General features: G+C 53.0%; 11 protein-coding genes. 8 read left to right on the plus strand and 3 right to left on the minus strand.

The window, feature by feature from the left end; all coding sequences use genetic code 11:
* Positions 1-5: 5 nt before the first annotated feature.
* Both ABVN36_RS20870 and rluB read left to right on the plus strand, forming a co-directional pair.
* Positions 6-626, plus strand: a complete 621-nt coding sequence (locus ABVN36_RS20870; protein ID WP_000077250.1) for an L-threonylcarbamoyladenylate synthase — start codon at positions 6-8, stop codon at positions 624-626.
* A 100-nt stretch (positions 627-726) separates the two neighbouring features.
* Positions 727-1,602 (plus strand): 23S rRNA pseudouridine(2605) synthase RluB, encoded by an 876-nt coding sequence (gene rluB, locus ABVN36_RS20875; RefSeq protein ID WP_001291233.1) that lies wholly within the window; start codon positions 727-729, stop codon positions 1,600-1,602.
* 86 nt (positions 1,603-1,688) lie between these two features.
* Here rluB and cobO read toward each other — a convergent pair whose 3' ends face one another.
* Both cobO and ABVN36_RS20885 read right to left on the minus strand, forming a co-directional pair.
* Complete coding sequence (gene cobO, locus ABVN36_RS20880) at positions 1,689-2,279, minus strand: cob(I)yrinic acid a,c-diamide adenosyltransferase (RefSeq protein WP_001278856.1); 591 nt, start codon at positions 2,277-2,279, stop codon at positions 1,689-1,691.
* Positions 2,276-3,037: a YciK family oxidoreductase gene (locus ABVN36_RS20885; RefSeq protein WP_000559310.1), complete on the minus strand. Its 762-nt coding sequence runs from the start codon at positions 3,035-3,037 to the stop codon at positions 2,276-2,278. The genes cobO and ABVN36_RS20885 overlap by 4 nt, the downstream gene beginning before the upstream one ends.
* 237 nt (positions 3,038-3,274) lie before the next feature.
* Here ABVN36_RS20885 and sohB point away from each other — a divergent pair, with 237 nt between their 5' ends.
* A complete protein-coding gene (gene sohB, locus ABVN36_RS20890; RefSeq protein ID WP_000422082.1) occupies positions 3,275-4,321 on the plus strand; it encodes a protease SohB in 1,047 nt (348 codons plus the stop codon).
* Between the two features lie 41 nt (positions 4,322-4,362).
* On the opposite strand, the gene ABVN36_RS20895 is transcribed toward sohB, so the two are convergent.
* A complete protein-coding gene (locus tag ABVN36_RS20895; RefSeq protein ID WP_000548616.1) occupies positions 4,363-4,614 on the minus strand; it encodes a YciN family protein in 252 nt (83 codons plus the stop codon).
* A gap of 402 nt (positions 4,615-5,016) precedes the next feature.
* Here ABVN36_RS20895 and topA point away from each other — a divergent pair, with 402 nt between their 5' ends.
* The 5 genes from topA (at position 5,017) to acnA (ending at position 12,651) form a co-directional block, all read left to right on the plus strand.
* Positions 5,017-7,614, plus strand: coding sequence for a type I DNA topoisomerase (gene topA, locus ABVN36_RS20900; RefSeq protein ID WP_023138314.1), 2,598 nt, complete (start codon positions 5,017-5,019; stop codon positions 7,612-7,614).
* A gap of 410 nt (positions 7,615-8,024) precedes the next feature.
* Complete coding sequence (gene cysB / locus ABVN36_RS20905; RefSeq protein WP_000776233.1) at positions 8,025-8,999, plus strand: HTH-type transcriptional regulator CysB; 975 nt, start codon at positions 8,025-8,027, stop codon at positions 8,997-8,999.
* Between the two features lie 280 nt (positions 9,000-9,279).
* Positions 9,280-9,420, plus strand: a complete 141-nt coding sequence (locus tag ABVN36_RS20910) for a YmiA family putative membrane protein (protein ID WP_213083417.1) — start codon at positions 9,280-9,282, stop codon at positions 9,418-9,420.
* 280 nt (positions 9,421-9,700) lie between these two features.
* Positions 9,701-9,793 (plus strand): small membrane protein YmiC, encoded by a 93-nt coding sequence (gene ymiC / locus ABVN36_RS20915; RefSeq protein WP_223148964.1) that lies wholly within the window; start codon positions 9,701-9,703, stop codon positions 9,791-9,793.
* A gap of 182 nt (positions 9,794-9,975) precedes the next feature.
* Entirely contained in the window at positions 9,976-12,651 is a 2,676-nt protein-coding gene (acnA, locus tag ABVN36_RS20920; protein WP_000099463.1) for an aconitate hydratase AcnA, read from the plus strand.
* Positions 12,652-12,662: the final 11 nt, after the last annotated feature.

Raw genomic sequence — 12,662 nt, forward strand, 5'->3', positions numbered from 1 at the left:
GAAGTATGAGCCAGTTTTTTTATATCCATCCGGATAACCCACAGCAACGGCTGATTAATCAGGCCGTCGACATTGTGCGTAAAGGCGGTGTTATTGTTTATCCAACCGATTCCGGCTATGCCCTTGGTTGTAAAATTGAAGACAAAGGCGCAATGGAGCGCATTTGCCGCATCCGTCATCTGCCGGACGGCCACAACTTCACGCTGATGTGCCGCGATTTGTCCGAGTTGTCGACCTACTCCTACGTCGACAACGTGGCATTTCGTCTGATGAAAAACAATACGCCGGGTAACTACACCTTTATCCTGAAGGGGACAAAAGAGGTGCCGCGCCGTCTGTTGCAGGAAAAGCGTAAAACTATCGGCCTGCGCGTACCGTCAAACCCGATTGCGCTGGCGTTATTGGATACGCTGGGCGAACCGATGCTCTCGACGTCGTTGATGCTGCCTGGCAGCGATTTTACCGAGTCGGACCCGGAGGAGATTAAAGATCGGCTGGAGAAGCAGGTGGATCTGATCATCCACGGCGGTTACCTCGGTCAACAGCCTACCACGGTAATCGATTTGACCAATGACTCCCCGGTGGTGCTGCGCGAAGGCGTCGGCGACGTTACACCTTTCTTATAAGGGCGTAAGCCTGTATACTACGCGGCCTTAAAATGGCGCGGCAACGCGCCGTTCATTCTCCTGTTCGACGCCTGTGAAGGCGACACCTGAAGGAAGCTCTATGAGCGAAAAGTTACAAAAAGTGCTGGCGCGCGCTGGCCACGGCTCTCGCCGTGAAATCGAATCCATTATTGAAGCGGGACGTGTCAGCGTTGACGGTAAAATCGCCACGCTTGGCGATCGTGTTGAAGTCACTCCCGGTTTGAAAATCCGTATCGACGGTCACCTGATTTCGGTGAAAGAGTCGGCGGAACAAATTTGCCGCGTTCTGGCCTATTACAAACCAGAAGGTGAACTGTGTACCCGCAATGACCCTGAAGGGCGGCCAACCGTTTTTGATCGCTTACCGAAACTGCGCGGCGCGCGGTGGATTGCGGTAGGACGTCTGGATGTCAACACCTGCGGGCTATTGTTGTTTACCACCGACGGTGAACTGGCGAACCGCCTGATGCACCCTAGTCGTGAAGTTGAACGTGAATATGCCGTGCGCGTGTTCGGTCAGGTGGATGAATCGAAACTGCGTGATTTAAGCCGTGGCGTACAGTTGGAAGATGGCCCGGCGGCATTTAAGACCATTAAATTCAGCGGCGGCGAAGGCATTAACCAGTGGTATAACGTGACGCTGACGGAAGGGCGCAACCGCGAAGTTCGCCGACTGTGGGAAGCGGTAGGCGTTCAGGTCAGCCGTCTGATCCGCGTTCGTTACGGCGATATCCCGCTGCCGAAAGGCCTGCCGCGCGGCGGCTGGACTGAGCTCGACCTCGCGCAAACGAACTATCTGCGTGGTCTGGTAGAGCTCCCGCCGGAAACCTCGTCGAAGGTTGCCGTCGAAAAAGACCGTCGTCGTATGAAAGCGAACCAGATCCGTCGGGCGGTAAAACGCCACAGCCAGATAGCTGGCGGACGCCGCTCCGGTGGGCGTAATAACAACGGGTAATCTCTACCGCGGTCTATAGGCCGAGAATCATCAGACAAGAGGGTTTGTGCCGGATGGCGGCGCAAACGCCTTAATCCGGCCTACGGTTAATAATCAATTCCCATCTGGGCTTTTACGCCCGCGTCGAAAGCATGTTTAACCGGACGCAGTTCGCTGACGGTATCCGCAAGATCAAGAATATCCCGGTGACAGCCGCGACCTGTAATAATCACCGTCTGGTGACCAGGGCGCGCGTTTAGCGCGCTTATGACCTCTTCCAGCGGCAAATAGTCATACGCCACCATATAGGTCAGCTCATCCAGTACCACCATATCAAGCAGCGGATCGGCCAGCATCCGTTTCCCATGCTGCCAAACGGCCATACATGCTGCAGTGTCTGCCTCGCGATTTTGCGTCTCCCAGGTAAATCCCGTTGCCATCACCTGAAATTCGACGCCATGCGGTTCCAGCAGATTACGCTCGCCGTTGGGCCAGGTGCCCTTAATAAATTGCACCACGCCTACGTTTTTACCGTGTCCTACGGCGCGGGCGGCAGTCCCGAAAGCCGCCGTGGTTTTGCCCTTACCATTGCCAGTAAACACGATAATAATACCGCGCTCTTCCTGTGCCTGGGCGACACGGGCGTCAACCCGATCTTTTACCTTCTGCTGGCGCTGCTGATAACGTTCATCACTCATTGGGCGATTCCTGGTTTACGGCCCGGTTGGGCGTCAAAGGTCATGCCGGTTTTACGGCGACTGTCGTCGCCCATAAGCCACAGGTAAAGCGGCATAATATCGGCAGGCGTTTTTAATTTCTGTGGATCTTCCGTTGGAAAGGCGCTGGCGCGCATACTGGTGCGCGTACCGCCCGGGTTAATGCAGTTAACACGCAGAGAACGGTTCTGATATTCGTCCGCCAGCACCTGCATCATTCCTTCAGTAGCAAACTTCGAGGTGGCATAGGCGCCCCAGTTGGCGCGTCCCTGACGGCCAACGCTTGATGACGTAAAGACCAGCGAGCCGGCATCGGACTTCAATAATAACGGTAACAGCGCCTGGGTGAGCATAAAGGTGGCGTTAACGTTTACCTGCATGACATCCTGCCAGATCTGCGGATCTTGTTCGCTCATTGGGCCGATTTCCCCCAGTAACCCGGCATTGTGCAGGACGCCATCCAGGCGGGGATAGTGCGCGGCGATGCGGTCGGCCACTTGCCGGCACTCTTCAGCGGTGCAGGTCAGCAGATCGAGCGTAAACCACTGTGGTTGAACATGTTGCTCGTCAGCAATGTGCTGCGCGACCCGACGCAGTTTCTCTTCGTTGCGTCCCAGCAGAATCACCGTTGCGCCGTAACGCGCATACGTGAGCGCGGCTTCCCGCCCAATGCCATCGCTGGCGCCAGTGACCAGAATAATGCGGTTTTGCAATAGATCTTGTTTCGGTTGGTAATGCATGGCTACTCCTCAACGGTGTGGTGCACCGTCCTGCCAGGTTGTCTTATCTTCGCGTTAACTTTTCGGGTTTATGCCTGAAAGCGCCTTTTTTTTCAATCAGACAGGGGCGATAACGCCGTAAAATGAACGTCTTGTCATACTTTTTCTTCCTCAACAGGCATACGGATGAAGAGAGACTGACTTCGATGCCTGTTGTACACTGAGCGCAAGTCGCGTTATTTAATCAAGGTGGGAGTCGTGGAATTGTTGTCTGAATATGGCTTATTTTTGGCAAAAATCGTCACCGTTGTGGTGGCCATTGCCGTCATTGTGCTGCTGATCGTGAATGCTACGCAACGCAAACGTCAGCGCGGCGAGCTGCGCGTGACCAATTTGAGCGAGCAGTATCAGGAGATGAAGGATGACCTTGCTGCGGCGTTGATGGATGGCCATCAGCAAAAACTGTGGCATAAAGCGCAGAAAAAAAAGCATAAGCAGGAGGCTAAAGCCGCCAAAGCAAAAGCGAAGCTGGGGGACATTGCGACATCGGACAAACCGCGTGTATGGGTGATAGATTTCAAAGGCAGTATGGATGCTCACGAAGTTAATGCGTTACGCGAAGAGGTCACGGCGGTGCTGGCAGTGGCGAAACCCGGCGATCGGGCGGTTGTGCGTCTGGAAAGCCCCGGTGGCGTTGTGCATGGCTATGGCCTGGCGGCATCGCAATTGCAGCGCCTGCGCGATAAAAATATTCCGCTGACCGTGACGGTGGATAAAGTCGCGGCAAGCGGAGGCTACATGATGGCCTGCGTGGCGGAAAAAATTATCGCGGCGCCGTTCGCTATTGTGGGGTCAATTGGTGTTGTCGCGCAAATCCCGAACTTTAACCGCTTTCTCAAAAGTAAAGACATTGATATTGAACTGCATACCGCAGGGCAGTACAAACGTACCCTGACCTTGTTAGGCGAGAATACGGAAGAAGGGCGGCAGAAGTTTCGTGAAGATCTCAACGAAACGCACCATCTGTTCAAAGAGTTTGTGCAGCGGATGCGTCCGGCTCTGGACATTGAACAGGTCGCCACGGGCGAACACTGGTACGGTCAGCAGGCGCTGGAGAAAGGACTGGTTGATGAGATTAACACCAGCGATGAGGTTATCCTCGGCCTGATGGAAGGGCGTGAGGTGCTGAATGTGCGCTATATGCAGCGTAAAAAACTGATCGATCGTGTTACCGGCAGCGCGGCGGAAAGCGCGGATCGGCTGCTGCTGCGCTGGTGGCAGCGTGGACAAAAACCGTTGATGTAAACCGCTATTGCCGGATGGCATTCAGCGCCATCCGGCATGGATTAATCCACCAGGTGATACTTCTCAGACAGCACATGCGCCAGGTGTTTAAACATGTTAAACACCGCGGTGCTTTTAGGGGTCGGTAACCCTTGCTCGTCTAAAAAGTAATCGCCGCTGAAAACCAGCACGCCATTTCTCTGCGTTACGCCGGTGGCGACAATACCTGCCATCGTGTCTTCATGTTCCCGAATAATTTTGTTGGCTTCAAGCAACAGTGTTTCGCGATCGATAGGTTGCGTCTCTTTATGCATTTTTTACTCCTTAAACAAGGAGATTAGTCTACGCTGAGCACTTCTGATGGGCAAATATTCTCACAGCAAATTGATGGATTTGTCATGTTGCGTTCACTGGCAAGATTTGTTTTTGCATGCTAATAAAGTTGCGTATCGAATTTTATCAGGTACAGTGTGACGCTTTCGTCAATCTGGCAACAGAATTGCTTGACATTCGACCAAAATTCCGTCGTGCTATAGCGCGTGTGTGCAAAAAAGCCTGTTAACTCAGTCACCTGAGGGTTACATTTCGTACACAAAGCCAGTACAAGGGGTTGATATCCGCAGACGCAGAGACCATATATCGTTGTCTCGTCGCCAGTGGAAGGTGAATCAACGTGCGACGCATTCCTGGAAGAATCAACTTAGGTAAAGGTGAATATGGGTAAAGCTCTTGTCATCGTTGAGTCCCCGGCAAAAGCCAAAACGATCAACAAGTATCTGGGTAATGACTACGTGGTGAAATCCAGCGTGGGTCATATCCGTGATTTGCCGACCAGTGGCTCAGCAGCTAAAAAGAGCGCCGACTCTACCTCCACCAAAACGGCTAAAAAGCCCAAAAAGGATGAACGTGGCGCTCTCGTCAACCGTATGGGGGTTGACCCGTGGCACAACTGGGATGCGCACTATGAAGTGCTGCCCGGTAAAGAGAAGGTCGTCTCTGAACTGAAACAGTTGGCGGAAAAAGCCGACCACATCTATCTCGCAACCGACCTTGACCGCGAAGGGGAAGCCATTGCATGGCACCTGCGGGAAGTGATCGGCGGCGATGACGCGCGCTACAGTCGCGTAGTCTTTAACGAAATAACCAAAAATGCCATTCGCCAGGCGTTTGAACAGCCGGGCGAGCTGAACATTAACAGGGTCAACGCCCAGCAAGCGCGCCGCTTTATGGATCGCGTGGTAGGCTATATGGTCTCGCCGCTGCTGTGGAAAAAGATCGCCCGTGGTTTGTCGGCAGGTCGCGTTCAGTCTGTCGCGGTCCGTCTGGTCGTTGAACGCGAGCGCGAGATTAAAGCGTTTGTTCCGGAAGAGTTCTGGGAAATTGACGCCAATACGACGACGCCGTCTGGCGAGGCGCTACCGCTACAGGTCACGCATCAGAACGACAAGCCATTCCGGCCGGTAAATCGCGAGCAGACGCTTGCCGCCGTCAGCTTGCTGGAAAAAGCGCGCTATAGCGTACTGGAGCGTGAAGACAAACCGACCAGCAGCAAACCTGGCGCGCCGTTTATCACCTCCACGCTACAACAGGCGGCCAGCACCCGGCTGGGCTTTGGCGTGAAGAAAACCATGATGATGGCGCAGCGTCTGTATGAGGCGGGCTACATCACCTATATGCGTACCGACTCCACCAACCTGAGTCAGGATGCGGTCAACATGGTGCGCGGCTATATTGGCGATAATTTCGGCAAGAAATACCTGCCGGATAACCCGAACCAGTACGCCAGCAAAGAAAACTCTCAGGAAGCGCACGAAGCGATCCGTCCTTCCGACGTTGCTGTCATGGCGGAGTCGCTGAAAGACATGGAGGCTGACGCGCAGAAGTTGTATCAACTAATTTGGCGTCAGTTTGTCGCCTGTCAGATGACGCCAGCACAATATGACTCTACTACGCTTACCGTTGGCGCAGGCGAGTTCCGCCTGAAAGCGCGTGGGCGTATTTTGCGCTTTGACGGCTGGACAAAAGTGATGCCGGCGCTGCGTAAAGGCGATGAAGATCGCACATTGCCTGCCGTGAATAAGGGCGATGCGCTGACGCTACTTGAATTGACGCCTGCTCAGCACTTTACTAAACCGCCAGCCCGTTTTAGCGAGGCTTCTCTGGTTAAAGAGCTTGAGAAGCGCGGTATTGGTCGTCCGTCTACCTATGCGTCGATTATCTCGACCATTCAGGATCGCGGCTATGTTCGCGTTGAAAACCGTCGTTTCTATGCGGAAAAAATGGGTGAAATCGTCACCGATCGGCTGGAAGAAAACTTCCGCGAATTGATGAACTACGATTTTACCGCGCAGATGGAAGATAGTCTGGATCAGGTTGCAAATCACCAGGCCGAGTGGAAAGCGGTACTGGATAACTTCTTCAGCGATTTTACTCAGCAGCTCGATAAAGCCGAGAAAGATCCGGAAGAAGGGGGGATGCGTCCTAACCAGATGGTGCTGACCAGCATCGACTGTCCAACCTGTGGCCGTAAAATGGGAATTCGTACTGCCAGTACGGGCGTTTTCCTTGGTTGTTCAGGTTATGCGCTTTCGCCGAAAGAACGTTGTAAAACAACCATTAACCTGGTGCCGGAAAATGAAGTTCTGAACGTGCTGGAAGGCGACGACGCCGAAATCAACGCCCTGCGCGCCAAGCGTCGCTGTCAGAAGTGCGGTACGGCGATGGACAGCTATCTGATCGATCCGAAGCGTAAATTGCATGTGTGTGGTAATAACCCGACCTGTGACGGCTACGAGATTGAAGAGGGCGAGTTCCGCATCAAAGGGTATGACGGCCCGATCGTTGAGTGTGAGAAATGTGGTTCCGAAATGCACCTGAAAATGGGACGTTTTGGTAAGTACATGGCCTGTACTAACGACGAATGTAAAAATACCCGTAAGATCTTGCGTAACGGCGAAGTTGCGCCGCCGAAGGAAGATCCTGTTCCATTGCCGGAACTGCCGTGTGAAAAATCGGACGCGTACTTTGTGCTGCGCGACGGCGCCGCAGGGATATTCCTGGCGGCCAATACGTTCCCGAAATCACGCGAAACGCGCGCGCCATTAGTCGAGGAGCTTTACCGGTTCCGCGATCGCCTGCCGGAAAAACTGCGGTATCTGGCGGATGCGCCGCAGCAGGATCCGGAAGGTAATAAAACCGTTGTTCGCTTTAGCCGCAAAACAAAACAGCAGTACGTTGCGGCGGAAAAAGACGGGAAGGCGACGGGATGGTCAGCGTTCTTCGTCGACGGCAAGTGGGTTGAAGGCAAGAAATAACCCCTGCCTGTCGCCACTGTAGTCAAGCGGGCCGCGTAAGCGGCCCTTTTTTATATCCCCTTCATATTTTAAGTGGCTTATGTATTGGCTACGGATTACTCGGCCCATCCATGGGCCTCGCCCTGACGGGCCGTCGCACGCGACGTTCGAATCTGCTCCCGGCAGATTTGTCGCTCACCCCAGTCACCCGGTTATCTATGCTACTGGGAACTCACTCGCTTGTTGCCTTTAATCACTCGAATTATTTTGGGTATAGCGGGCTTATTATTTTATCGCGCTGGCTATACAGTTCAGATATAAGTGATATAGTGGTTATAGTTAACACCTTTTTTATTATTAAATCGTATTAGCAGCCCGATTAAGTCTGCAGATAAACGATGGCCTGATGGCGCTAATCTGGATGATGTATTATGAAATTGCAGCAGCTTCGTTACATTGTTGAAGTGGTTAATCATAACCTTAACGTCTCCTCTACCGCTGAGGGGTTGTATACTTCCCAGCCGGGGATCAGCAAGCAGGTTAGGATGCTGGAAGATGAGCTTGGCATCCAGATTTTCGCCCGCAGCGGTAAGCATCTGACTCAGGTGACGCCCGCAGGTCAGGAGATTATTCGTATTGCGCGTGAGGTGCTTTCCAAAGTCGATGCCATTAAGTCGGTCGCCGGCGAGCATACCTGGCCGGATAAAGGCTCGCTCTATATTGCCACTACCCATACTCAGGCGCGTTACGCATTGCCAGGCGTGATTAAAGGCTTCATCGAGCGTTACCCGCGCGTTTCGCTGCATATGCACCAGGGGTCGCCAACGCAGATTGCGGAAGCGGTATCGAAAGGGAACGCCGATTTCGCGATTGCCACGGAAGCGCTGCATTTATATGACGATCTGGTGATGTTGCCATGCTATCACTGGAACCGTTCGATAGTGGTGACGCCGGATCATCCATTGGCGGCAACGTCTTCCGTAACGATTGAAGCGCTGGCGCAGTATCCGCTGGTGACGTATACCTTCGGCTTTACCGGGCGTTCCGAACTGGATACCGCTTTTAATCGCGCAGGATTAACGCCGCGGATCGTCTTTACTGCAACCGATGCGGATGTGATTAAAACGTATGTCAGGTTGGGACTGGGCGTTGGCGTCATTGCCAGCATGGCGGTCGATCCGCTTGCCGATCCTGATTTAGTGCGGATTGACGCGCACGATATTTTTAGCCACAGCACCACAAAAATTGGTTTTCGCCGTAGTACTTTTTTACGCAGCTATATGTATGATTTTATCCAGCGTTTTGCGCCACATTTGACGCGTGATGTGGTGGATACGGCGGTGGCGTTGCGTTCTAATGAAGAAATTGAAGCGATGTTTCAGGATATAAAGCTGCCTGAAAAGTAATAGCATCGTCGGTTTGTGTCGTAGTGGCATGGCAGACAAAGCCGCCTTTTGCAATATCCCTCGAAGTATTACGGGTAATGATCAGCAAAATAGTGTTGAATTACCCGTCCCGCCAGTTTCTTTTTCCAAATAGTTATCTTGAGTCAAAAGATTGATTTATTCACTGGCAACGATTCGTAAATTGACTGGATTTTTGACTAAAGTTTATTTAGGATTTGTCTCATCTGGTGATTAATTGTACCGATTGTTTGGTGCTGAAATGATAAGTGATACCGATAGCATGAGGTTAGTAATGCCTTCTGAAAACCAGGAACCGCGCCGCGACCCTGAGCTCAAACGTAAAGCATGGCTGGCGGTTTTTGTGGGTTCTGCGCTGTTCTGGGTAGTGGTAGCGCTTGTTATCTGGCATTGGTGGGGCTAAGTGAGCATTACGTCGGAACGCGAGCGCGTGGTCGCGCCCCCGATTCAATCTTGTGACGATGATAACACCCCGAATACGACCGTTTTTCGGTCTGTTCCGCAACACTGGACGCTCACACCGCAGCAGCGGGCATTTATTGATGCTTTTGCTGATGAGGTGTCACAAAAATAATATCCGTCTTTTTATTGGCGTTATTGTTTTATTAACGCTGTCTTATTACACCGCAGCAACCGTGTGCTGAGTGCCTCTCAGTATTGATTAAACACAGTTGGTGTCGCCTATGTTAACGTCAAATATAAAGTATTGGTCATGGACTGGCGCGTTTATATTATCGCTACTGTTCTGGGCCGAGTTAATCTGGATTGCCGTCTAATCTCGTCAAAGCCCGATAATGCGCTATTTATCGGGCTTTTTCATCTTCGCTCCTCGCCTGTTAGGTTTCTCCTCTTTTAGCAATTTGGGTTGTTATCAAAACGTTACATTTTGTTTGTGTTATCTTTAATACAACCCTGTGGAGAATCAGGGTAACGCAACCCTGTCATTTAAGGAGGAGCTATGTCGTCAACCCTACGAGAAGCCAGTAAGGATACATTGCAGGCCAAAGATAAAACGTATCATTACTACAGTCTGCCGCTGGCTGCCAAATCCCTGGGCGATATCGCCCGTTTGCCCAAATCACTTAAAGTGTTACTGGAAAACCTGTTGCGCTGGCAGGACGGCGAATCTGTGACTGATGAAGATATTCAGGCGCTGGCCGGTTGGCTTAAAAATGCCCATGCCGATCGTGAAATTGCCTGGCGGCCCGCCCGTGTCCTGATGCAGGACTTTACCGGCGTGCCTGCCGTTGTCGACCTGGCGGCGATGCGTGAAGCCGTTAAACGCCTTGGCGGCGATACGTCGAAAGTGAACCCGTTATCGCCGGTTGATCTGGTTATTGACCACTCTGTGACGGTCGATCATTTCGGCGATGACGATGCGTTTGAAGAAAACGTGCGGCTGGAAATGGAACGTAACCATGAGCGTTATATGTTTCTGAAATGGGGAAAGCAGGCATTCAGCCGTTTCAGCGTGGTGCCGCCCGGAACCGGCATTTGCCATCAGGTTAACCTGGAATACCTGGGTAAAGCCGTCTGGAGCGAATTACAGGACGGGGAGTGGATTGCTTACCCGGACTCGCTGGTGGGGACTGACTCCCATACGACCATGATTAATGGTCTGGGCGTATTGGGGTGGGGTGTGGGTGGTATCGAAGCGGAAGCGGCAATGCTTGGTCAGCCCGTGTCGATGCTTATCCCGGATGTCGTCGGCTTTAAGTTAACCGGTAAACTTCGGGAGGGAATCACCGCTACTGACCTGGTGCTCACCGTCACGCAAATGCTGCGTAAGCATGGCGTCGTGGGTAAATTTGTTGAATTTTATGGTGATGGTCTGGATTCGCTGCCGTTGGCGGATCGCGCGACCATCGCTAATATGTCGCCGGAATATGGCGCAACCTGTGGTTTCTTCCCCATTGACGCCATCACCCTGGAATATATGCGATTAAGCGGACGTAGCGACGATCTGGTCGAGCTGGTTGAAGCCTACGCGAAGGCGCAGGGAATGTGGCGCAATCCCGGAGACGAACCGGTATTTACCAGTACGCTGGAACTGGATATGGGCGATGTCGAGGCCAGTCTGGCCGGGCCGAAACGCCCGCAGGATCGCGTGGCGTTAGGCGATGTGCCGAAAGCCTTTGCCGCCAGCGCCGAGCTGGAGCTGAATACCGCGCAAAAAGATCGCCAGCCGATTGACTATACGATGAACGGACAGCCATATCAGCTTCCGGATGGCGCTGTCGTCATTGCCGCCATCACCTCCTGCACGAATACCTCGAATCCCAGCGTGCTGATGGCGGCGGGATTACTGGCGAAAAAAGCAGTAACGCTGGGGTTGAAGCGTCAACCGTGGGTCAAGGCTTCTCTGGCGCCGGGGTCAAAAGTGGTATCTGACTATCTGGCGCAGGCCAAACTTACGCCTTATCTGGATGAGCTCGGTTTTAACCTGGTCGGTTATGGCTGTACGACCTGTATCGGGAACTCCGGTCCGTTGCCTGAGCCTATTGAGACCGCGATTAAAAAAGGCGATCTGACGGTAGGGGCCGTGCTTTCCGGTAACCGAAATTTTGAAGGGCGTATCCATCCGTTGGTGAAAACGAACTGGCTGGCGTCGCCGCCGCTGGTGGTCGCGTATGCGCTGGCCGGAAACATGAATATTAACCTCGCGACAGACCCGCTGGGGTATGATCGTAAAGGCGATCCGGTATACCTGAAGGATATCTGGCCTTCAGCGCAGGAAATTGCCCGCGCCGTTGAACTGGTATCATCGGATATGTTCCGTAAAGAGTATGCGGAAGTGTTTGAGGGCACGGAAGAATGGAAATCGATTCAGGTTGAATCTTCCGATACCTACGGCTGGCAGTCGGATTCAACCTATATTCGCCTGTCGCCTTTCTTTGATGAAATGCAGGCCCAGCCTGCGCCAGTCAAAGATATCCACGGCGCGCGTATCCTGGCGATGCTGGGGGATTCGGTAACGACCGACCATATTTCTCCGGCCGGCAGTATCAAGCCGGACAGTCCCGCCGGACGCTATCTGCAAAACCACGGCGTTGAGCGGAAGGATTTTAACTCTTATGGATCACGGCGCGGCAACCATGAAGTGATGATGCGCGGTACGTTCGCCAATATTCGTATTCGCAACGAAATGCTGCCCGGCGTCGAAGGTGGGATGACGCGGCATTTGCCGGGCACGGAAGCGATGTCGATTTATGATGCCGCGATGCTCTACCAGCAGGAAAAAACGCCGCTGGCGGTAATTGCCGGGAAAGAGTATGGGTCGGGATCGAGCCGTGACTGGGCGGCAAAAGGTCCGCGGCTGTTAGGTATTCGCGTGGTGATCGCCGAGTCGTTCGAACGTATCCACCGCTCAAACCTGATTGGGATGGGGATCCTGCCGCTGGAGTTTCCACAGGGCGTAACGCGTAAAACGCTGGGACTGACCGGGGAAGAGGTGATTGATATCGCGGATCTGCAAAACCTGCGCCCTGGCGCGACCATTCCGGTGACGTTAACGAGATCGGACGGCAGCAAAGAAACGGTGCCTTGCCGCTGTCGCATTGATACCGCCACCGAGCTGACTTACTACCAGAATGACGGCATATTGCACTATGTCATTAGAAATATGCTGAACTAAAGCCGTTTATC

The organism is Salmonella sp. SJTUF15581 (genome assembly GCF_043356775.1).
GTDB classification, from domain to species: domain Bacteria; phylum Pseudomonadota; class Gammaproteobacteria; order Enterobacterales; family Enterobacteriaceae; genus Salmonella; species Salmonella enterica.

Coding starts and splice junctions, on each gene's coding strand:
- cysB (WP_000776233.1), top strand. CDS start 8,025: ATGAAATTGCAGCAGCTTCGTTACATTGTTGAAGTGGTTAATCATAAC.
- rluB (WP_001291233.1), top strand. CDS start 727: ATGAGCGAAAAGTTACAAAAAGTGCTGGCGCGCGCTGGCCACGGCTCT.
- ABVN36_RS20885 (WP_000559310.1), bottom strand. CDS start 3,037: ATGCATTACCAACCGAAACAAGATCTATTGCAAAACCGCATTATTCTG.
- ABVN36_RS20870 (WP_000077250.1), top strand. CDS start 6: ATGAGCCAGTTTTTTTATATCCATCCGGATAACCCACAGCAACGGCTG.
- cobO (WP_001278856.1), bottom strand. CDS start 2,279: ATGAGTGATGAACGTTATCAGCAGCGCCAGCAGAAGGTAAAAGATCGG.
- ymiC (WP_223148964.1), top strand. CDS start 9,701: ATGTTAACGTCAAATATAAAGTATTGGTCATGGACTGGCGCGTTTATA.
- topA (WP_023138314.1), top strand. CDS start 5,017: ATGGGTAAAGCTCTTGTCATCGTTGAGTCCCCGGCAAAAGCCAAAACG.
- ABVN36_RS20910 (WP_213083417.1), top strand. CDS start 9,280: ATGAGGTTAGTAATGCCTTCTGAAAACCAGGAACCGCGCCGCGACCCT.
- acnA (WP_000099463.1), top strand. CDS start 9,976: ATGTCGTCAACCCTACGAGAAGCCAGTAAGGATACATTGCAGGCCAAA.
- ABVN36_RS20895 (WP_000548616.1), bottom strand. CDS start 4,614: ATGCATAAAGAGACGCAACCTATCGATCGCGAAACACTGTTGCTTGAA.